Source organism: Mammaliicoccus sp. O-M54 (genome assembly GCF_022386035.1).
Taxonomy (GTDB): Bacteria; Bacillota; Bacilli; order Staphylococcales; family Staphylococcaceae; genus Mammaliicoccus; species Mammaliicoccus sciuri_A.
In genome coordinates, this window is record NZ_JAJNJE010000002.1 from 181,076 (window position 1) to 204,839 (window position 23,764).

General features: G+C 34.6%; 15 protein-coding genes. 8 read left to right on the forward strand and 7 right to left on the reverse strand.

The window, feature by feature from the left end:
• Window positions 1-75 precede the first annotated feature (75 nt).
• Window positions 76-4,287 (reverse strand): MucBP domain-containing protein, encoded by a 4,212-nt coding sequence (locus LQ673_RS04880; RefSeq protein WP_275584071.1) that lies wholly within the window; start codon window positions 4,285-4,287, stop codon window positions 76-78.
• Between the two features lie 327 nt (window positions 4,288-4,614).
• Between LQ673_RS04880 and LQ673_RS04885 the strand changes: the two genes are divergently transcribed.
• The 3 genes from LQ673_RS04885 (at window position 4,615) to LQ673_RS04895 (ending at window position 7,923) form a co-directional block, all read left to right on the forward strand.
• Window positions 4,615-5,358, forward strand: coding sequence for an amidohydrolase family protein (locus LQ673_RS04885; RefSeq protein WP_239705669.1), 744 nt, complete (start codon window positions 4,615-4,617; stop codon window positions 5,356-5,358).
• 660 nt (window positions 5,359-6,018) lie between these two features.
• A complete protein-coding gene (locus tag LQ673_RS04890; protein WP_239705670.1) occupies window positions 6,019-7,170 on the forward strand; it encodes an ArgE/DapE family deacylase in 1,152 nt (383 codons plus the stop codon).
• A 24-nt stretch (window positions 7,171-7,194) separates the two neighbouring features.
• A complete protein-coding gene (locus LQ673_RS04895) occupies window positions 7,195-7,923 on the forward strand; it encodes an NAD-dependent protein deacylase (RefSeq protein WP_239705671.1) in 729 nt (242 codons plus the stop codon).
• A gap of 515 nt (window positions 7,924-8,438) precedes the next feature.
• Here LQ673_RS04895 and LQ673_RS04900 read toward each other — a convergent pair.
• Together LQ673_RS04900 and purB are read right to left on the reverse strand one after the other, a co-directional pair.
• The gene (locus tag LQ673_RS04900; protein WP_239705672.1) at window positions 8,439-9,710 is read right to left on the reverse strand and encodes an SLC13 family permease; all 1,272 of its coding nucleotides are present in this window, start codon (window positions 9,708-9,710) and stop codon (window positions 8,439-8,441) included.
• An 18-nt stretch (window positions 9,711-9,728) separates the two neighbouring features.
• A complete protein-coding gene (purB, locus tag LQ673_RS04905; RefSeq protein WP_037590262.1) occupies window positions 9,729-11,087 on the reverse strand; it encodes an adenylosuccinate lyase in 1,359 nt (452 codons plus the stop codon).
• Window positions 11,088-11,268: 181 nt separating this feature from the next.
• Between purB and LQ673_RS04910 the strand changes: the two genes are divergently transcribed.
• Entirely contained in the window at window positions 11,269-12,270 is a 1,002-nt protein-coding gene (locus tag LQ673_RS04910; RefSeq protein ID WP_037590263.1) for a LacI family DNA-binding transcriptional regulator, read from the forward strand.
• Between the two features lie 115 nt (window positions 12,271-12,385).
• On the opposite strand, the gene LQ673_RS04915 is transcribed toward LQ673_RS04910, so the two are convergent.
• Together LQ673_RS04915 and LQ673_RS04920 are read right to left on the reverse strand one after the other, a co-directional pair.
• Window positions 12,386-13,876 (reverse strand): MFS transporter, encoded by a 1,491-nt coding sequence (locus LQ673_RS04915; protein ID WP_239705673.1) that lies wholly within the window; start codon window positions 13,874-13,876, stop codon window positions 12,386-12,388.
• Window positions 13,877-14,376: 500 nt separating this feature from the next.
• Window positions 14,377-15,315 carry a TDT family transporter gene (locus tag LQ673_RS04920; protein WP_196307742.1) on the reverse strand — a complete coding sequence of 313 codons (939 nt, stop codon included), beginning with the start codon at window positions 15,313-15,315 and terminating at the stop codon, window positions 14,377-14,379.
• Between the two features lie 221 nt (window positions 15,316-15,536).
• Here LQ673_RS04920 and LQ673_RS04925 point away from each other — a divergent pair, with 221 nt between their 5' ends.
• Window positions 15,537-16,763: a pyridoxal-phosphate-dependent aminotransferase family protein gene (locus tag LQ673_RS04925; RefSeq protein WP_126477163.1), complete on the forward strand. Its 1,227-nt coding sequence runs from the start codon at window positions 15,537-15,539 to the stop codon at window positions 16,761-16,763.
• Between the two features lie 78 nt (window positions 16,764-16,841).
• Here the strand turns inward: LQ673_RS04925 and LQ673_RS04930 are convergent, their stop codons facing one another.
• Both LQ673_RS04930 and LQ673_RS04935 read right to left on the reverse strand, forming a co-directional pair.
• On the reverse strand, window positions 16,842-18,056 hold the full coding sequence (locus tag LQ673_RS04930; RefSeq protein WP_126477162.1) for a CynX/NimT family MFS transporter: 1,215 nt from the start codon (window positions 18,054-18,056) through the stop codon (window positions 16,842-16,844).
• 523 nt (window positions 18,057-18,579) lie between these two features.
• On the reverse strand, window positions 18,580-19,917 hold the full coding sequence (locus tag LQ673_RS04935; RefSeq protein ID WP_196307741.1) for a trypsin-like serine peptidase: 1,338 nt from the start codon (window positions 19,915-19,917) through the stop codon (window positions 18,580-18,582).
• A 264-nt stretch (window positions 19,918-20,181) separates the two neighbouring features.
• Between LQ673_RS04935 and LQ673_RS04940 the strand changes: the two genes are divergently transcribed.
• Genes LQ673_RS04940 through nirB form a run of 3 tightly spaced genes read left to right on the forward strand, consistent with a single transcriptional unit; the run spans window position 20,182 to window position 23,762 of the window.
• Window positions 20,182-20,922 (forward strand): sirohydrochlorin chelatase, encoded by a 741-nt coding sequence (locus LQ673_RS04940; RefSeq protein WP_196307740.1) that lies wholly within the window; start codon window positions 20,182-20,184, stop codon window positions 20,920-20,922.
• Window positions 20,903-21,364 (forward strand): precorrin-2 dehydrogenase/sirohydrochlorin ferrochelatase family protein, encoded by a 462-nt coding sequence (locus LQ673_RS04945; RefSeq protein WP_196307739.1) that lies wholly within the window; start codon window positions 20,903-20,905, stop codon window positions 21,362-21,364. The genes LQ673_RS04940 and LQ673_RS04945 overlap by 20 nt, the downstream gene beginning before the upstream one ends.
• Window positions 21,357-23,762 (forward strand): nitrite reductase large subunit NirB, encoded by a 2,406-nt coding sequence (gene nirB, locus LQ673_RS04950; protein WP_196307738.1) that lies wholly within the window; start codon window positions 21,357-21,359, stop codon window positions 23,760-23,762. Before LQ673_RS04945 ends, nirB begins: the two co-directional genes overlap by 8 nt.
• Window positions 23,763-23,764: the final 2 nt, after the last annotated feature.

The following is a 23,764-nucleotide window of genomic DNA, read 5'->3' on the forward strand; positions in this document are numbered from 1 at the left end:
CTTTTTAAATAATTATATAATATTTGCATTTAATAAAACAAGCTAAGAGTGCATTCTCTTAGCTTGTTTTTAAAATTACTGATTATCATGATTATTTTTACGGCGACTTCTAAATAACAAAGCACCACCAAAGACTGCAAGTAAGCCACTCATCAAACCAGAATTCTGTTTAGTTTCACCTGTATCAGGTAACTTTTCATCATCAGAAGACTGATCACCATTATGATCCTTAATTTCATTAGAATCTGCATCTTCTTCAATATGATTATTTAAAGTATTTACTTCATAATTATCATCTTGAACAACATTGTTCATATTAGTATCAACTTTATTTGAAGTCTCATCTATATTCATAGCGTCGCTTTCATTTCCGCTCATTGAGTCACTCATGCTTTCTGATGTACTTTCACTTGTTGATTCACTTGTACTTTCTGAATCGCTCTCACTTGTTGACTCACTCATACTTTCTGATTCACTCTCACTTGTTGATTCACTTGTACTTTCTGAACCGCTGTCACTCATTGAGTCACTCATACTTTCAGAACTGCTGTCGCTTGTTGACTCACTCGTGCTCTCTGAGTCACTTTCGCTTGTTGACTCACTTGTACTTTCTGAATCACTTTCACTTGTTGATTCACTTGTGCTTTCTGAATCACTTTCACTTGTTGACTCGCTCGTGCTCTCTGAATCACTTTCACTTGTTGAATCACTTGTACTTTCTGAGTCACTTTCGCTTGTTGATTCACTAGATGATTCTGAAGTTATTTCTTCATATACATAAACTACAGTTTGCGGATCTCTAGTATAAACACCTGATTCACTACCATTAACTTCTTTGAGTTTATAATTACCAATTTGCTCTGGATGTGTCGAACTATAGTCTTCTCCTACTTTGCCATTCAATACTGTATCTGGTTGTATTGAATTACCTTCTTCATCCACATACCTTACCGTTACATGACCGTCTGCTTTTTGATACACGTACGTCACTGTTTGATTATCTCTTGAATATTCTCCCTCTGGGTTGCCTTCTGTTTCTAGATAATTGTATTCATTGATTCGTTCTGGATGTGTTGAAGTGTAGTCTTCTCCTACTTTGCCATTCAATACTGTATCTGGTTGTACCGAATTACCATTCTCATCTACATATCTTACCGTTACATGACCGTCTGCTTTTTGATACACGTACGTCACTGTTTGATTGTCTCTCGAATATTTACCCTCTGGGGTACCTTCTGTTTCTAGATAATTGTATTCATTAATCTGAGTTGGATGTGTCGAACTATAGTCTTCTCCTACTTTTCCATTTAAAGTTGTTGGATTTTGAATTTCAGTGCCTTCTTCATCCACATATCTTACTGTTACATGACCGTCTGCTTTTTGATACACATATGTCACTGTTTGATTATCTCTTGAATATTTACCCTCTGGGGTACCTTCTGTTTCTAGATAATTGTATTCATTGATTTGCTCTGGATGTGTTGAACTATAATCTTCTCCCACTTTGCCATTCAAAGTTGTTGGTTCTTGAATTTTGTTTCCATTCTCATCCACATATCTTACCGTTACATGACCGTCTGCTTTTTGATACACATACGTCACTGTTTGATTATCTCTTGAATATTCTCCCGTTGGGTTGCCTTCTGTTTCTAGATAATTGTATTCATTGATTTGCTCTGGATGTGTTGAACTATAATCTTCTCCCACTTTGCCATTCAATACTGTATCTGGTTGTACCGAATTACCATTCTCATCTACATATCTCACTGTTACATGACCGTCTGCTTTTTGATACACATATGTCACTGTTTGGTTGTCTCTTGAATATTCTCCCGTCGGGTTACCTTCTGTTCCTAGATAATTGTATTCATTGATTTGTTCTGGATGTGTCGAACTATAATCTTCTCCTACTTTGCCTTTTAAGATTGTTGGATCTTGAATTTTGTTTCCATTCTCATCCACATATCTCACTGTTACATGACCGTCTGCTTTTTTATACACATATGTCACTGTTTGATTATCTCTTGAATATTTACCCTCTGGGGTACCTTCTGTTTCTAGATAATTGTATTCATTGATTCGCTCTGGATGTGTTGAAGTGTAGTCTTCTCCTACTTTGCCATTTAAAGTTGTTGGATTTTGAATTTCAGTGCCTTCTTCATCCACATATCTTACTGTTACATGACCGTCTGCTTTTTGATATACATATGTCACTGTTTGGTTATCTCTTAAATATTCTCCCGTTGGGTTACCTTCTGTACCTAGATAATTGTATTCATTGATTCGTTCTGGATGTGTCGAACTATAGTCTTCTCCTACTTTGCCTTTTAAAGTTGTTGGTTCTTGAATTTTGTTTCCATTCTCATCCACATATCTTACCGTTACATGACCGTCTGCTTTTTGATACACGTACGTCACTGTTTGATTGTCTCTCGAATATTTACCCTCTGGGTTACCTTCTGTTTCTAGATAATTGTATTCATTAATCTGAGTTGGATGTGTCGAACTATAGTCTTCTCCTACTTTGCCATTCAAAGTTGTTGGTTCTTGAATTTTGTTTCCATTCTCATCTACATACTTAGAAATAACTTGTCCGTTTGCTTTAACAAAGTAATATACAATATTTTGACCACTTGTTGTAAACGTTACTGTATCTGTTTGTCTATCAAATTGAGTTTCATACGATGCTGTCACATTTACAAAATCATACCCCTGATTATATAAAGCATTCTTTTTATTATCTATTGTTGCTTTCCCTTTAATATCACCTTCATACTCAATCGCAGGTGCTATTTCTTTTCCTGTATCTTTATCTACATATTTCACATTAGCAACACCTCTTGCTACATATGTAAATTCGGTAATTTGGAATTCTTGTCTGTTTGTGTATGCACCTGTAGACCCTGATAAAGCTAGCGTATAACTTTGATTAGGATCGATATATTCAGTCATATCTTTAATGAAATCGTAAGATTTATTTTGAGTATCTGTATACGTAATTTTCATTATTTTTGTTTTACCGTCATATTCAACTAATATATCAGTAAATTTATTTTGAATTGGTCCACCAACAAATTGCATTGTATCTTCATCTGTAACTGCCATGTTGTTTTTATCTGTAGATACGAATGCTCCCATTGTTTTTGTACGATTTTCACCAAATGCTGCAGGGTCTGGTACAAATGTAGCTTCTCCCGATCCGTTATACCAAGTATCTAACTTAAATCCAAATGCTTTAGGCAGTCCGCCGATACCAAGTCCTCCACCATATGAACCAATATCGTTAATCGAATTTGGATGGAATACGATACCGATTCCATCTGCGCCTTTATTAGCTGCATTCTTATTCCCTAAATTTACTTTCCCTTTTAATTTAAAGCTTTGGGACATATCAATTTTACTATTTAAAGAAAAACTACCTTTTTTACTTGGTTCATCTGTAGTTAGAGTTACTATGCCAGTATTTTTATCGTACTTTGCATCCCCGTTTAACTTGAAATAATCTGTGAAATTATCTTTTGTTACTGTTGATGTGTTAGATTTATCTGCGTTTGTAGCAGCTACATTAGCTACTTTCATACTTTGCGTATTCGCTTTAACACTTGCGACCTTTTTAGTAGTCTTCGTTTCTGTCACTTCAGGTTGAGTTGTATTGCTTACTTGAGTGTTTGTTTCTGATTTTGTTGGTTTTGTTGTTTCAGAAACTTTTTGTTCTTTACTTACTGTTGTTTCTGATTGCTTTTGTTTAGGTTCTTGTACTTCTTGTTTATTACTTACTTGAGATGAATTTTGTTGTTCTGTTCCCTGTTTTGTATCTGTAATTATTTCTTTTATTTCAGTTCCCTTTGGTTCTGACACTTCTGTTTCTTCATTAAGCGTCTCTTTTGGTTCTTGTTCTTTTGGTGCTTCTTGTTTTTCATTAACATCTGTCGTTTCTATTTCTTTAGTAGCAGCCGTTTCAACTTGCTGTGATTCTTCTGTTTCTTGCGACTCTTCTGCTACCGGTTCTTGAAATTCAGATTCTTGCACTTCTGGTACTTCTTTTGTTTCTGCTTGTTCTGTATCTTGTAACGTTTGTTCATTTCCCTGTTTTGTTCCCGTTACTTCTTCTTGTTTACTTTCTTGTTGCTCTGTACCCTTAATTGTCGTTTGGCTTTCGTTCGTAAGTTTAGCTGCTTCTACTTCTCCATTACTAGAGATTAAAAATATCGCCCCGATTGCAACTGAACCAATACCTACTTTGAACTTTCTAATAGAAAATTTAAGATCCCGTTTTATTTTTCTCATCTTTCTTTTTCCCTTCACTATTTATAAATATTCTGTTGTTTATTATGTTTCACTCAAGTTTACATATTATACTATTTATACCTAACTAATGGTAGTTATTTTTGAAAAAATTTTAAAATATTTTTTAAAATGTTATCATTACTAGTTTTGTCAAACTTATTTTATAAACGTTTTTATTTACAAATTAACTTCTTTAATGATTTTATATTTTAAAAACAACAATTGTGATGTTTTTCTATAACGTTTCCAAATAACCTATCATAATGAATTGATATTATTTAACTTGTTTCTCGTATAGTATAGTGATTTTAAAAGGGGGAATTTTTGATGAAAATTTTTGATGCACATTTTCATATTATTGATTTTAATTATGAAGTAAAAGAGAATAACGGCTATATGCCACCGAGTTATCTAACTGAGGATTATCAAGAAGAAACACAAAATATGAATATTGCTGGTGGTGCAATTGTATCCGGTTCTTTTCAAGGGTTTGATCAACAATATTTACTTAAAGCACTAAGTGACTTAGGACCTGAATTCTGTGGTGTGACCCAATTGCCTTATAACGTTTCAGATGAAGAAATTGTTTCTTTGAATGACAAAGGCGTTCGTGCTTTAAGATTTAATGTTAAACGTGGTGGATCAGAGGACTTAGCACATTTGAGTGATTTTGCGAAGCGTGTTCACGACTTAGTAGGATGGCACAGTGAATTGTATATTGATTCAAAGAATTTACCAGATATTGAAGAAACGATATTATCTTTACCAGCCGTATCCATTGATCACCTCGGTCTGTCTAAGGAAGGTCTTCCAAATCTGTTAAGATTAGTCGACAAAGGCGTTCATGTAAAAGCAACTGGTTTCAGTAGAGTTGATTTAAATGTACAAGATACATTGAAAGAAATTTATCAGGCAAATCCAGATGCACTTATGTTTGGTACAGATTTACCATCAACACGTGCACCTAAACGCTTTACTTCTGAAGATATCCAACTCGTTCAAGATACTTTTGACGAAGCCGCAGCTCATAAAATATTTTATCAAAATGCTAAAGAATGGTATCGAAAGTAAGATGATGCTGATAGTAATGTAATAATTCAGTTTGTCTAGAAGTTTATATTTGGGAAAGATGTGAGTTTGTTCAGTCTTTAACTCACATCTTCTTCAATCTCTTGGCTTTACTCACACATTAAGCCACGACTTCACTCATCTCTTGGCTTTACTCACACATTAAGCCATGACTTTCACTATCTCTTGGCTTTACTCTGCACTTAAGCCACGACTTCAGCCATCTCTTGGCTTTACTCACACATTAAGCCACGACTTCACTCATCTCTTGGCTTTACTCAACCATTAAGCCATGACTTCAGCTTTCTCTTGGCTTTATTCAATATTTAAGCCATGACTTTCGCTATCTCTTGGCTTTACTCAACCATTAAGCCACGACTTCGCCTATCTCTTGGCTTTACTCACACATTAAGCCACAACTTCAGCCATCTTTTGGCTTTACTCAATACTTAAGCCATGACTTTCGCTATCTCTTGGCTTTATTCAATATTTAAGCCATGACTTTCGCTATCTCTTGGCTTTACTCTGCACTTAAGCCACGACTTTCATCAAATCCTTCACTCACATATCTCCATCTCCTCAATGTGTTTAATTTCAAAGTACAAGATTTCAGCTATATAATAGTAATTGAGATAAAAACTATATAGAAATGGAGTTTTGGTTATGAGTATATTTACTGATCAAGAGAAAGTAGACATTTTAGGAGATATAGTAAGTATTCGATCTGTTAATGAAAATGAAATTGAAGTATGTGAGTACTTGCAGAAATTATTAGCAGACCATAACATCGAGTCCGAAATCATTAAAATTAGTGAAACGCGTGCAAATCTAGTTGCTGAAATTGGTGAAGATGGTCCAATTTTAGGTGTTTCTGGTCATATGGATGTCGTTTCTGCTGGTGATGAAAGTAAATGGACATATGATCCGTTTAAACTGACTGAAGTAGATGGTCAGTTATTTGGTCGTGGCTCTGCTGATATGAAGTCTGGATTAGCTGCGCTTGTTATCAGCATGATAGACATACATGATCAAGGTTTATTAAAGCATGGTAGAATCCGTCTACTTGCAACGGCTGGTGAAGAAATTGCTGGTGAAGGTGCCAAAGCATTTCACGACAAAGGTTATATGGATGATGTTGAAGCACTCGTTATCGCTGAACCTTCCCAAGATAGAATTATTTATGCACATAAAGGCTCAATGGATATTCGCATCACTTCTCGAGGAAAAGCATCACACAGTTCAATGCCACATCTTGGATTTAATGCCATTTCACCGCTTGTAAAATTTATTTATAAAGCAGATGAAGGCTTTACGAAATTCAATCAAACAAATAAACTACTTGGCGAACCAATTATGAATGCGACTATTTTCAATGGTGGTAACCAAGTTAACTCTATCCCTGAACACGCAGAGTCGGAATTCAATATTCGTACGATTCCTGAACATGATAATGATCAGTTCATTTCATATTTCAATGAAATTTTAAAACAAATAGAAACCGATAAGACAGATATTGAAATTGATACGTATATGTCTAGACCACCCGTTTACACAACAGGTCAAAATTCTTTAATCGAGTTAGCTGTGAAAATGGGCGAAAAACATTTAAACACAACGCTTCCAACTGAAGCATCACCAGGTGTTACAGACGCATCTGATTTATTAGTTTCTAAAGATGAGAACTTCTCATTTATAATATATGGACCTGGTACAGTAGACCAAGCGCATCAAGTAGATGAACATGTATCTAAAGATGCCTATCTTAAATTTATTGATTTATATACAGAATTCTTCCCTAAATACTTAGAAAAGTAATTCATTATAACCGGAGTGATAAACGTGAATACACAAATTCAACAACTTAAAAACATCATTGATTCATCTCAAGACATTACATTTTTTACGGGAGCAGGTATTTCGGTTGCTAGTGGTATACCTGACTTCCGCTCACTCGGTGGATTATATGATCAAATCTCAGAAAATGGCTATTCCCCAGAATATTTATTAAGCACTGATTATTTACAAAGTGACCCAGAAGGATTCATGGACTTTTGTTTTCAATATTTACTCTTCACCGATAAACAACCGAATATCGTACATCAATGGATAGCCCAACTCGAAAAAGACCATCGTTCACTCGGTGTCATCACACAGAATATAGATGGTCTTCATAGCAATGCCGGCAGTCTAAAAACAGATGAATTACACGGCACTTTAAATCGATTTTATTGTACAAAATGCCATCAAACATATACTAAATCTTATGTTATTGATAACCACTTACACCATTGCGAATCATGTGGTCATACCATTAGACCAGACATCGTTTTATACGGTGAAATGCTCGATCAAGACACAATATTCAAAGCATTAAACAAAATAAGAGAAGCAGACACACTCGTAGTACTCGGTTCATCCCTACTCGTACAACCCGCAGCAGGACTGATCTCAAACTTCGAAGGACAAAATCTCGTCATTATAAACAAAGACGAAACACCTTATGATGCTACAGCAAACATCGTTATACATGATGACATGGTAGCTGTTGTACAGGAGTTGTTGGGGTAAGCGAAACAAATAATATGACATCTAAGTGTCACCTTTTATTCTTGATAACAAAATACACTCATGATATTATTTAAGTATTAAAAAACACTCAGCAACTTTGGACGGGTCACTGAGTGTAAAAATTAAGGCGTATAGTCAATGCTATATTTCACCATGGCTTATTGAATTTAGTCGTTTGTGTTGTAGCACAAGCGACTATTTTTTACTGTCTTTTTTAAGCAATAAATAAATGGTAATAGGAAGTATTACCGTGTAAGTAATCTTGAATGTTAAATATATCTCTAGTTGCATACTTACATCTAAGCCCATATAATCACCTTCTTTCACCACGATCTAATAAGGCACGGTGAACATATAGGCAATCAATAAGCACGTTAATTTTTATGTACTAATTATAGCATGGTATCAAGGCTCTCAACATTTCAATACCTTATTTTTTGAGTAATAACATAAAAAGAGTCACAAGAATCTGGCAATCAAGTTCTTGTGACTCTTTTCCTAATATATATTGATATCTAACTAAATGGCCAAACTAATGGAATGAGTACTAAACATATAATCAATTGAATGATTAAAAATGGTAGTCCACATTTTACGTAATCCATAAATTTATAATTTCCTGGGATATAAATCATCGTATTTGGTGGTGTTCCTATTGGTGTCGCATATGCTGCTGATGCACCTACTGCTACTGTCATAAGTACAGCTTTTGGATCGATGCCCATATTATTCGATATGACGAGTGCTATAGGCGCCATCAAGGCTGCTGCAGCGGTATTAGACATTACTGAAGTTAAGATTGTGGTAATACTGAAAATGATACCTACTAAAATATATGGACCACTATTAGTACTTACAAAACCTACAACATAATCAGCTATCATTTTTGCTGCTCCTGTTTTTTCTAAAGCTGTAGCCATTGGCATCATTGAAGCTACAAGAATAATAGTAGATAAATCTAGAGATTTGTATGCTTGTTTTTCTGTTAAAGTTCTTGTTACGACAAGTATCAATGCTCCAATTATCGATACTATATGTAATGGAACACCAATTTGTTCTTCAAAGACCATGAATATAATGGCACCTAACAATACTAATACAGCTATAATCTGCTTGATAGAAGTTTGATTATCTTTATTTTCTTCATTATCTGTATATTCATCGTCACCTACTACTAAACCTCTATCTGGAATGAGTTTGTATCCTATTGTTAACATATATAAAATACCTACGATTGTTAAAGGTATACCAATCCAAGCAAATTCAAAAAAACCAAACTCTTTAACACCCGCATTGTTCATAACACTTTGCACCGCTAAATTCCCATTAGTTCCAACCAGTGTGATCATGCCACCTAGTGATGTTGCATATGCTAATGGCATAAGCAACTTAGATCTTGAAAAGTTCCCTTTATCCGCTAGCATTATAACAACTGGCAACAAGACTGCTGTCGTACTTGTATTAGATAAAAATGCTGAAAGTCCAGCAGCAATAAGCATGACAACTAATAACAATTGACGCTCAGTTTTTGCATATTTCGAAATATAGTTACCCACCTTCTTAGCAACACCTGTTTCAAACAAAGCGCCACCAATCACAAACATACCTGTGATTAATATAACAACTTCATTTGTATATCCTGAGAATAGCGTCTTACTATCGATAATCCCCGTTACAAAAAGCAATATAGATGTTAAAAGTGCTGTAATCGCTATTGGTAATTTTTCAGTTATAAATAATACTATTGCTACTACTAATATAATAATTGTCAAAACTGCAGATGACATATTTGACACCTCTCATTTTTAGAATGTAATATCAGTCCATCTTTCTTGTACTTTTTTAATAAATGGTTCACTTAAACCAATATATGAATATGGTTCTAAATGTTTCGTAACTTCATCTTCTGACATATGTTGCGTAATTGTATTATTTTTCAAAGCAATATTTAATAACTTTTCATCTTTTTCAAAAGCTTCCATCGAGATATCATAAATGACATCATGTGCTTTTTGTCTACCTATATATTTACCGAGCTCTAACATTAAGTTTTCAGATACGATGAGTCCTTTTAGTAAATATAGATTTCGTTCCATTTTATCTTCATGAACAATCATGTTGGAAAGTATTTTATGCATTTTATCAACTTGACTGCTTGTATAAATGCAAATTTGTGGGATATAGCTCCATTCAGTCGTCCAGAATGTCATATCTCTTTCATGTTCTTGTACCATTGCATCAAGACCTAAAGTTGCATTTCTTTGGACCAATCTTGTAAGACCAACCACATATTCACAAATCATAGGATTACGTTTATGTGGCATTGTACTACTCCCAATTTGACCATCTACATGTCCTTCTTCAATTTCACCAATTTCAGATCTTTGTAAATTAATAATTTCGTTCGCAATTTTACCTAAAGTACTAGAAATCATCGCGACGATATTAGAGAATTCAGCAAAGCCACTTCTTTGTACATGCCATGTTACAAGTGGTTCATATAATCCTAGATTTTCACAATATTTACGACGAACATCAAAACCAATTTCTCCTAATGATGCTAATGTACCAGCAGCACCACCAAATGAACCTAGTAAATATCGTTTCTTACCTTCATTTAACCTTGTTAGATGTTCACCAATTTCATCAGCCCAGATTGCGATTTTATATCCTAACGTCACGGGTAAGGCATGCTGGCCATGTGTTCTACCAGGCATTACAACATCTTTATATTTTTCAGCTAACTTTAGAAGTAATCTAAGAAAATCATGTATTTGTTTTTCTAATATGTCTTGGGCACTTTTAATTTGTAGAACTACAGCTGTGTCCATAATATCTTGAGTTGTCGCACCCCAATGAATATATCCACCCGCTTCAGGTGATAACAATTTCTCAAACTCTCTTATTTGAACAATTAAAGGATGTGTTGTATCAATAATGCCATTACTAATTACATCCATATCAAATAAAGAATAATCTGCTTTTTCTTTAATTTGTTTAGAAATGCCTTCAGGTATAACTTTTAATGATTCCTCTGCTTCTGCTAATGAAACCCAAGAATCCAACCATTTTTGAAGAAGCGATTCATCAGAAAATACCTCTTTCATTTCATCCGTTGTATATAATTGACCGTATAATTTTGAATCTATAGGATTTGATGCCATAAATTTATCCCCCTTTTAATTAAAACGTTTTTCTTTTATAAAGCTTATATAACTATATTTAATAAGGAAAACGTTTTCCTTAAGTTACATATTATAATTGTAAGCGTTTTTAGTCAAGTAAATTTTAATATCTACAAAAAATCATATATAATATAATTACTAAATAAAGCTAGGTGAAATGATGGCAACTTTAAAGGAAATTTCTCAAATAGTCGGTGTTCACCCGTCCGTTATATCACGGGTGTTAAATGATGATCAGACTTTAAAAATTAAAGATTCAACTAGAAAGAAAATATTGCAAACGGTTAAAGAACTCAATTATCAACCTAATAGAATGGCTAGAAATTTAAAAATGAATAAGACAAATATGTTAGGAATCGTTATACCTGACATTGGTAATCCAGTGTATTCAGACATTATTAAAGGTGCTGAATCAGAAGCAAATGCTAATGGGTATAGTTTGTTAATTTATAGTGAGCATAATAAGAAGAAAAATGAATTTTTGAAATTAATTAAAGATAATCATGTAGATGGTCTACTAATTGCATCACATGAACTTGAACACGAGATTATTTTAGAACTAGAATCATCAAAAAAACCATTCGTAATCGTTAATGGAAAACACTCTAGTTCCGATAACTATGTTGTATTAGATGATAAAGCAGCTGGAAAATTAGCCACAGAACATCTTATTGAACTTGGGCATAAACATATCACTCATATATCTGGTCCTATTTATGCTGATAGTGCAATTCAGCGATTGCAAGGATATCGAGAAGCACTGCATCAAAACAATTATGACTTCAAATCTGCAAATGTAATTGAGAGTCAATATACAATTGATTCAGGTTATGAAGCAATGAAAGAAATCATTAAAAATCATACTTTGCCAACAGCAATTTTTGCAGCAAATATACTTATCGCACTTGGTGCATTAAAGGCAATGAAAGAACATGAAATAAAAGTACCTGACGATATTTCAATAATTGGATTACACGATACTTACTTTACATCAATACTCTCACCAAGCCTAACAACTATCCAAATGCCATTATTTGAATTAGGCGTAAACTCAGTTAAAAGTATTCTCCAAAACATCGAAGATAAACAAGCATCACCAGGTAAAATAATCCATGGCGCATCATTAATTAAGCGTGAAAGTACAGCAGAATTTAAAATTTAATTATATTAGTAAAGTCATATGATAAATTAACCAAATTATCTCTGCACGTAATTCCACTTCAACACTAAAAAAGACTACTTATCCCTCTATTTTCTGGGAAATAAGTAGTCTTTTTTTATGTTATTTTCTTATGTGTTTCTGCTAATATTCTCCACAATAATAGGATAATTGCAGCGATAATTGTGATTGTTATGATTAGGATTAATGAATATGCATGATCAAATGCATTTGTACCCAATTCTAGTAATTTACTTTTTAAAAGACCATTTGAATTTTCTGCTACGATCATTGTTTCTTCAAAACTGCCTTTTGCTTTTGCTGGTATTTCTGCTATCGACATTGAGCGTTCCATTAAGTAAGTATAAGTAAATGAAAATATGCCACCAAGTGCGGCTATTCCTATTGAGCCACCGAGTTCATATGACACTTCTTCTACTGATGCTGCCATACCTGCTTTATCATCATCAACGTTTGTCATGATTGCATTTGATGCTACAGTCATTGCACCGCCTAACCCTAATCCTGCAATGCTAAGGAACAGTATTTGAATCCATAAATCATTGTGTAGAAATGCTGTGAATCCTACAATACCGATTAAAGAAATGATTAAATTATAAATAAGTATTTTGATGCTATCAAATCGTGTTAAGATGCTTCCCTGTACAATTGCCCCTATAAAAGCAGCTGCTGCCATCGACATTAAGACTAACCCTGCTTTTAAAGGTGTTAGATTTAAAATTAATTGTAATCTTTGAGATAAAATCATTTCAAAGCCAATTAATATGGATGCTGATGTAAATGCAGCTATCACACCTGATAAAAAGTATTTATTTTTAAATATATCTAAACTAATTAAAGGATTTAATAGACGTTTTTGTCGACTAATAAATAATTTCAACGACCATAATCCAATCACTAATGTCAGTATAATCAGTACAATTGAAGGATTTTCTTTTGTGATTTCTTTTATAGCGTAGACAGTACCTATAAGCCCTATCATAATCAGAATTGAACTTGTGATGTCCCATTTTTTATCTTTGTTTCCTTTAATATTAGGAATTTGTATAAAAGCAACGACAATCACAAGTATCGTAATAGGAACATTAATTAAGAATACTGATCCCCACCAAAATTTAGTTAATAATAAACCACCTATTAAAGGTCCTAAACCAGCACCTGCTGATGCAATAGAAGACCAGATACCTAGCGCAAGTGCTCTATCTTTTTTGTCATCAAAGACTTGTTTAATAATAGCAAGTGTTGACGGCATCATTGTTGCTGCACCAATAGCTAATATAACTCTAGCCATAATTAAAGTGCCTGATGTTGGAGAAAAAGCTGCGATAACTGATGCTAAAGTAAAGATTACTAAACCAGATAAAAACATATTCTTATGCCCTACTTTATCACCCAACGTACCTAAACCAGGTAAGAGCCCTGCAACAACTAACGGATACGCATTTACAATCCATAATTTTTGAAACGCAGTCGCTTCTAATTCATACGTTATCGTAGGTAAAGCAGTATATAAAACTGTCATATCTATAACAATCAAAAATAACGCACTAGAAACCAATATTAACGAGAACCATTTATTAAATTTCATGATAAATCCTCCTTACTCAAATAATGGTAAGGTGTATAGTTACTATATAGTCAAACACAAACTTTTTAATTGGCTATTTAAGAGTTTACGAGCGAATTATCGGTACAGAAATACGAAATATGGACCGATAAATTTTTTTTATCGGTACAGAAACGCGAAATATGGACCGTTAAATTTTTTTATCGGTACAGAAACACCAAATATGGACCGATAATTATTTTTATCGGTACAGAAACGCGAAATATGGACCGTTAATCTTTTTTATCGGTACAGAAATACGAAATATGGACCGATAATTATTTTTTATCGGTACAGAAACGCTAAATGAGTCTGGGACATAATGTAATGTCTCAGACTTTTCTAGTATCTTGGCAGTAGATGCCTGAATTGAAAATGCGCTTGTACCAAGCTTTTTTCAACTCTAGTCATCCTTGCCGGGGCGGGACTACGAAATCTTTTTTATACAAATTAGATTTCTGTCCCGCTCCCATTTCTACATCCTAACTATATTCGACGTCTTTTGTTACTAGGAATACGACATATTGATATAACACATAGCATACGATGATTGCTGCCCATGTGATTTCAATTACAGAAAATATTGTTCCGAATGTAATGATGCTACTACTTGCGTGACTGTGTTGAGTGACATTATAAAGTGATGCGGCTGTTGTTACCCATGGGAATGTCATTGCTGAAAAGGATACTTTGAAATCTCTTTGTAGTATTTTCGGTAAGAATATTAATGTAAATACAAATAACACTTGGGAAAGTATTAATAAGACGATGACATATACATTTGAATAACTTGTATTGTTTAAGATATAACCATTTAAACAAAGTGCTGCTGGTGCACTCATAATAATCACCATCGGAAATTGTTCTTGGTTATATGTTTGCCATGACTTGCTGATTAGTACATACGCTAAAATCAACACTAGGCATACCGTTCCAAAAATTGTTGATACATGTCCGAGTGTTTCATTAAATGCCGATGATGTTTCACTTATAACCCCTGTTCCGACAAACATTACAAACCAACTTGTGTTTGGCCATGATTTAAAATTTCTAAATGCATAGCGACTTATAAAAATAATAATCAAACTTATATGTAATAAAATGGCTGCATACCATAGCACGTTTAACAACTGAGATTGTAAGGCAAATTCCTGTTTTATAATGGATGCAAATATCATCAAAGTCATAGGAAATGTTGGTGATATCGCAAATGTATGGATATTTTTAAGTTCTTTCAGAAACATACTAGGATAAATGATCCATTTCATAATAAATAATAAAATGATTGCACAGGAAATAATAAAGCTACATAGGCCGAGCGTCTTAAAATTAATATGATAAAATACATTACTCAATGCCATGATGCCTAATGCCAATCCGCTTATTGCGATTGGCGTTCTTTTTAAAGCTATTTTTAACATTTTCAAAAGCCCTTCTATCTATGTAATATTCGTTCATTAATCATACCATTGTTTTTGATTTAATTTAATATTGTCTTACAAGTGTATACTAAATACATAGCGTTTTTTTGTAATATTCTGACAAAAAGTAATAAAATAATCAGCATTTTTGACGAATAATTGTATGAAAATCTAAGATATAATGTATAATGACAAAATTTATAGAAAAAGAGGTTAGCAATGTGGATACTTTAAAAGTGAACAAACGATTAATTATGACACCTGGACCTGTAAGTGTAGATCCACGTGTTTCTCAAGCAATGTCGAATTCTATACTCGGTCAATTCGATTATGAATTTGTAAATATCATGAATGAAACAATGTCATTAATTCGTCAGTCATTCTTAACAGAAAATAAATGGGCTTTTCCAATTGATGGAACGAGCCGTGCTGGCTTAGAAGCCGTTATATCAAATATCGTGAAACCTGGTGATGAAGTACTCGTACCTGTAATTGGTCGATTTGGTTATTTATTTACTGAACTCGTAACACGTGCAGGAGGTATCGTCCACAATATACATAAACCGATGGGCGAAGTGTTTGATCAAGCAGAAATTATTGAAGCTTTAGATGAATATAAACCTAAAGTACTTGCGATTGTACATGGTGAAACATCAACAGGAAGATTGCAACCTATCGATCAATTAGGACGTGCTTGTAAAGAAAGAGGCATCTTTTCAGTAGTAGATGCGGTCGCAACTTATCAAGGTATGGTTATTCCTGTAGATGAATGGGAACTAGATGCAGTCGTTGGTGGCGCTCAAAAATGTCTATCTATTCCTTCAGGTATTACACCGATTACGTTTAACGAGCGTTTCAGTGAAGAAATTAATAAACGCAAACGTGTAGAATTAGGGATTCGCTCAAATGAATCTACCGAAAAAGAACACTTCATTAGCAGTAACTATTTAGATTTAACACAGTTACAAGACTACTGGAGCCCTAAACGTCTCAATCATCACACAGAATCTACAACATCTGTTTATGCATTATATACTGGATTAAAATTAGCACTATCAGAAGGCATTGAAGCACGTGCTAAAAGACATAGCTATCATCAAGAAGCTTTAAAAACAGCTTTAAAAGCACTTGGTTTAGAAATTTATGGTGACGAATCTAACGAGATGAAAATGGTCATTTGCGTTAAAATTCCAGAAGGCATCGATGATAATGCATTTAGAAATGGCTTATTACAAAATTACGGTGTAGAAATTGCCGGATCATTTGGAGACTTACAAGGACAAATATGGAGAATTGGTATTATGGGTTACGGCGTTCAAAAACAAAACATTCTAACATTCTTATCAATATTCTCAACATATTTAGTATCACATGACAGCCAGCAACACCTTAATGTCGCAGAGTCTATCAAGACATTATTAGACTATTATGAACAAAATGAAATCTAGTATTTCTTGAATGATATATTAGTACAAAGACTAAAAAAGTCTGAGACAGCAACTTTGTCTCAGACTTTTTTGTAATTATTATATCGTTTCATCTTCTACGACTCTATTTTTAGATGCTGGATAGCCTACTATAAAGAACAAAATAGACATAACGATTAAGGCGATGATGCCAGATATCCAACTGTCTGTCGCATCGTGTAAATAACCAATAAAGAATGGTCCGATGGCAGCTATTAAATAGCCAATAGATTGCCCGAATCCTGATAATGCGATACTTCCGTCACTTGTACGTGCACGTATAGAGAAGAATGTCATACATAAGCTAAAGCATGCACCCATACCTAAACCTGCAATAATAATACCGATTACGAGTAATACTAATGATTGCGTAAAGAATAACCCAAATCCAACTAAGAATAGCATTGTGATGATCACAACTAATATACGTTGGTCTTTTAATTTAGACGCAATAATCGGGAATGTAAATGTCATTGGCACTTGTGAAAATTGGTTAAGCATGAGTAAATAACCTGCAGTTGACGGGTCTAGACCTCTATCTACTAATATAGAAGGCACCCAAGCAACAACTGTATAGAATACCATTGATTGGAATCCCATCGTTAAGGCTACTAACCATGCTAATTTAGACTTCGTAATGTTCAATTTTGTATGTTGATTCTGTGCTTCTGATAGTTTATCTTGGCGTTCTAGTTTAGCACCTTTACTTGCTTTTGGAATCCATAAAATTAATGCGATAATTCCTAGTACAATCCAAAAAGCAAGGGACAGTCTGAATCCTAATGGAGATTGAGACATTGGGAAACTTAGTCCCCCACCTAATCCAGCAGTAAAGTTCATTGTCCCACTATAAATACCTGTTGCTAATCCAATTTGTAATGGAAAATACCATTTCACATAACTCGGTAATACAACATTACCAAATGCGATCGCAATACCTAGTAGAACTGTACCAATAATAAATAAATTAAAACCACCAGCAACACGTATGTACAAAGCAATAATTACTAATATCGTTGATAGTACAATTGTATTAGACATCGTCAAACGTTTAGTTACTTTAGATACTAATGGCGAAACGACTGCAAATATAATGAGTGGTATTGTTGTTAAAAAACCAGCAAGGCTGTTATTAATTTGCATAACATCTTTAATTTCATCAACTACCGGACCTACTGATGTTAGTGGTGCACGTAGCGTAGATGCGATAAATACAATCGCAATTATGATACCCCAATTTCTTTGAATTCTATGTGTATTATAGGGTTCAATCATCTTATACCACCTTATTTCTAAAAATTTTCTTATAAAACATCAACGCAACATTAGTATAGTTCATTCATATTGAAGTGTATATAACACGATAGTCTGGAACAACACTTTGTCCCAGACTTTTTTAATAGTATATCAGAGATATGATTGAGTGCAATGCTGCTAAAATGAGTGACTTGATCGTTATGAGGTGCTGTATTTATCTTGTTTAGTCAGTCTTGCAACATTCGAGGCTTCAACATTGCTTGTCACGCCTCTCTTGCAACATTCGAGGCTCCAACATTGCTTGTCGCGTCTCACTTGCAACATTCGAGCTCTCAACATTGCTTGTCACGCCTCACTTGCAACATTCAAGGCACCAACATTGCTTGTCACACTCCACTTGCAACATTCGAGGCACTATATATGTTTAATTTCAATAAGAAAAAAGTTATTCATACAAATTAGAAAATAAAAACATTTCATTCTGTTATGACAAAAAATGATCGAATTACCTTTTATGAAGACAATTCGATCATTTACTATATTAAATCATATATTTTAATAATGCTTTTCGTAATTTGCCTCTTAATTCAGCCATTGTATTTAAGTTGTATTTCTTGTAGTCTCCTGAATTGATTCTAAATGCATGCACACCGATGACTTCATTTTTACTATTTAATACTGCACCGCCTGAGGAACCTGGTTCAGCCATCATTTGATAATAACCTATTGGATTTACATTTCGTGCCATTAGTGAATACTTCCCTTTTGAATGATACATTGTGCCCATTGGATCTTTTTTATATTTTCCTGTAGGCAAACCATAATGGTACATATGAATAGGTGTACGAGCTTTCATATTGGTGATAGATTTTTCAGAAGCAATTTTACGTATTTTCATATACTTAGAAATATCTTCATTTGTATATAATAAAGCCACGTCACCTTGCTGCAACATTCTTACACCAATTACTCTAAGTGTTCTTAAATTTTTAGAGCCATTTTGTAATAAGCTTATTCTTAAATTTTCAACCTTTGAAGGTGTCAATGGCTTATGCGCTTGTTGATTATTGACGACATGATTTGCAGTCATAATTGTATACTTACCAATTGCAGTACCTGTGCCATAAGTTAATGCTTTCGCTGTTGGGTTCCAATTAAATACCATCGCAATATTAGCAGCTTTTCCACTAGTATGATTAATTGACACACCTTTATTACCAGAAGCTTTCATAATTTTTAAAGCATCATTAATACCTGATGCTTTAGTCGTTTGACCAAAGTCACGGACATTGTCACTTCCAGGTATTTTTGAAGACCAAGCTTTTGGTGCTTGGTTATAATAATTGCTTTTTGTTGGTTGTTTCTTACTCGTCTTTACAACAGCTTTCACCTTTTTAGGTGTGCTCTTTTTAGGTGCTACTTTCTTTGTCGCCACTTTAGTATTCTTCTTTACAATCGGCTTCGTTGTTTTAGTATTCTTCTTTGCAACTGGTTTAACTGTTTTTGCTTTAGGTGTGATCTTTGTTACTTTTTTAGGAGGTGTTGTGACAACCTTTACTGGTTTCTTAGGTGGTGTCACAACTTTCACCGTTTGTTTAACTTCTTTTGTACCTGCCACTTTTGGTAAAGTTTGTACTTTTGGCACAGTGTTTACGTTATCTTTCACTGTTACATTAGGCGTTGATTGAACTGTTTCTTCCTTTGCTATTTGATTTACTTGTATGTTAGTATCTTGAACTATATGAGTAGTTGCTTTCGTTTCTTGTTGAATATGTGTTTGACTATTGGCTGCAACCGTTTCTGCTGCTTCCACTTTACTCATTTGAAAAATTAAAGAAATACATATGACTATGATCATACTTGTTATAAATTTATCCATCCTTAACCCTTTGTTCACTTAATTCGTCCCCTTCTTTCCCCATGTAAAAAGTAATCATTACATTATTTCTTCAATATTATATACTTGTAAAACGATTTAGTGCAATACATTTTTAGTTTTATTGTTTTAATTATTTTCATTAATTTGCTTGAATCATGTACCATTGATTATTATATAGGGAATTCCCTATTTTTCTTCTTTTTGAGAAAAAATTCACAAACTTTCGTTATATTGTTTTAGAATAAAGATGTAGGAGGGATTGTCATGCGAAAGACGATTTTAGTTGTTCATGGTATGAGAAAGGGAAAGTTAAATGAAACGTTATTAAATTTTATTCATCAAACTTTTAATAGTGATGAGATTGATTATGAGGTGGCCTTTTTAGAAAGTGAAGAAATCTTATTAGATGAAGTGATTCAACAAACGGTCGATGCTGGTTATTCACGTATTCATCTTGTGCCGTTATTATTGTTTACCGCTTCTCATTATTACGAAGATATCGAAGCTTTATATGAAACATTTCAAGAAAATAACCCGAACGTGCAGTTTATATTAAGTAAACCTTTAGGCACACACCCGATTATGACAAACTGGGTTGCTTCTCAACTTGAAGCTTACAAAGACGACATTGATGATGAAACTGGCATTGTCATACTTGCTCACGGTAATGCACGCTTTGATGAACCGGATGTTGCACTTACACGCATTTGTCGCGAACTCTCAACAGATCAAAATCCATGTTACCCAAGTATGGTCTATGGTGAACTTCGCTTTAAAGAAACGTTACCGAAAATTGCTAAAAAGCATCGTAAATTATTAATTATTCCATTTTTCTTCTATGATGGTTTCCTTGTAAACAAGTCGAAACGTCAAATAGAATCACTCGGTTTACCGAATCCTATCACATATACGACGGCTATTAATTTTCATCCTTTATTAAAAGACATCGTACATTTAAGAATTGCTGAATGTGAGGCGGTGCCGGATGTATCCAGTTCAACTTAACCTTAAAGGTAAACATGTCGTAATCATTGGTGGCGGCAAAATTGCATGGAGAAAGTTCTCTAAACTGAAATCAGAGCCTTGCTCAATCGATGTTATCGCACGTGAATTTCATGAGCACTTTGATACGATTCAACCAACGAAACATATTCGCCTTATACAAGCGGACTATCAACGAGAACATATTGCCCATGCAGATTTAATTATTATCGCAACGAACCATCCCGAAACGAATGACCAAGTTGCTCAAGACGCCCTACCCTCTCAATGGGTCAATCATACCGGGGATCGCAAACAATCCGACTTTTATAACACCTTAGATATTGAACATAATGGCCTAACAATCAGCATTAGCTCACACGGCCAAGATATTCAACGAACACAACACTATGCAGCGAAAATTAAAGCATGGTTAGATTCAACGAAGGAGGATATGCATGAGTAAAACAAAACTTTTAATGATCGGTAATGGTATGGCTGGTGTCCGTACAATTGAAGAAATTCTAGAACGTGATCCAGACCGCTTTGAAATCACAATCATCGGTAAAGAACCTTATCCAAACTATAACCGCATCATGTTATCAAACATTCTTCAAAATAAAATGACAAAAGAAGAAACAATTATGAACCCTTATGAATGGTATGAAGAACATAACATTCGATTAATAACAGGAGATAAAGTTGTAAAAATTGATCGTGAACTGAAACAAGTCGAAACAGAACATGGCGTGAAAGTATCATATGACCAAATGATTATTGCGACTGGTTCTGATTCATTCATACTACCAATTGATGGTTCTCGTCTAGAAGGTGTTGTCGGTTTCAGAACCATCGATGACACTGAAAAGATGTTAGAAACAGCTAAGACTAAAAAACGTGCCATCGTTATAGGTGGCGGTTTACTCGGACTAGAATGCGCACGTGGTCTTGTAGATCAAGGTATGGACGTCACAGTCGTACATTTAGCAGAATGGTTGATGGAAGTTCAACTGGATCGTAAAGCAGGAGAACTTTTAAAAGCAGACCTTGAAAAGCAAGGTATTAAATTTGAATTACAAGCCAATACACAAGAAATCATTGGTGAACATCATGTTGAAGGTATCCGTTTATCAGATGGACGTGTCATCGCAACAGACATGGTCGTGATGGCAGTTGGTATTCGCCCAGTAACGAAAGAAGCACGTGCAGCTGGATTAGAAATTGGACGCGGTATCGTAGTAGACGATTTCATGCGTACGAGTGACCCAGATATTTACGCAGTTGGAGAATGTGCAGAACACCGTTCAAAAGTATACGGTCTTGTTGCCCCACTATATGACCAAGGTAAAGTCCTGGCAGATCATATTACGGGCATTCCAACTGAAGGTTACAAAGGTTCAACGACCTTTACTTCTTTAAAAGTATCAGGCTGTGATTTATTTAGTGCTGGTTGGATTACTGAAAGTGAAGGTGTCCGTGGTATTGAAACTTTTAACGGTGTCGATAACATTTATAAGAAAATTTTCATCAAAGATAAGACGATTGTCGGCGCAGTGCTTTATGGTGATACAGAAGAAGGCAATCGCTTTTATAATATGATGAAAAAAGGCGATACAATTGATGAATATACACTCGTTTCAATTCTTCATAAAGCAGGAGAAGTTGATGCGATTAGCGTTGCTGAAATGGATAACGATGAAACAATTTGTGGATGTAACGGTATTTCTAAAGGTGTCATCGTAGAAGCGATTAAAGACCAAGGTTTAACGTCTGTAGCTGATGTCACACGTGTGACGAAAGCTGGTAACTCATGTGGTAAGTGTAAAGGTCAAATCGCCGAGCTTTTAGAATATACACTTGGTGACGACTTTGTTGCTGCAGCGCCAACAGGTATTTGTGCATGTACGAGCCTTACGAGAGACCAAATCGTTACTCAAATTCGAGCGAAAGGTTTAAAAACATCTAAAGAAGTTCGACACGTATTGGACTTTAAAGATAAAGGTGGATGTCCAAAATGTCGCCCTGCTATTAACTACTATTTAAACATGGTATACCCTCATGACCACGAAGATGAAAAAGCTTCACGCTTTGCGAACGAACGTTACCATGCCAATATCCAAAAAGACGGCACATTCTCTGTCATCCCTCAAATGCGCGGCGGTGTAACAGATGCCGATCAACTGATTCGACTTGGTGAAGTAGCGAAGAAATACAACATCCCATTAGTCAAAATCACGGGTGCTCAGCGTATCGGTTTATACGGTGTTAAAAAAGAAGAATTACCGCAAATTTGGAAAGATTTAGATATGCGTTCAGCATCTGCTTATGGTAAGAAGACACGTTCAGTTAAAAGTTGTGTCGGTAAAGAATTCTGTCGATTCGGTACACAATTCACAACTAAATTAGGTATCCGCTTAGAGAAAACATTTGAATATATCGACACACCACATAAATTCAAAATGGGTGTTTCAGGTTGTCCACGTAGCTGTGTAGAATCAGGTGTTAAAGACTTCGGAGTCATCGGTGTAGAAAATGGCTTCCAAATTTATATTGGAGGTAATGGTGGTACAGATGTTGTCGCAGGTGAATTACTAACAACTGTTGAAACTGAAGATGACGTTGTCAAACTATGTGGTGCATACATGCAATACTATCGTGAAACAGGCATTTATGCAGAACGTACAGCACCATGGCTCAAAAGACTTGGCTTTGATCAAGTGAAATCAGTTGTACTTGATCCTGAAAAACAAGATGAACTATACGCACGCATAATGGATGCGAAACGCGCCTATGATACAGAGCCATGGCATGAAGTTGTGCTCAATAAAGATAAACGTCACATTTTTGAAGTGGAGAAGGTGTAACT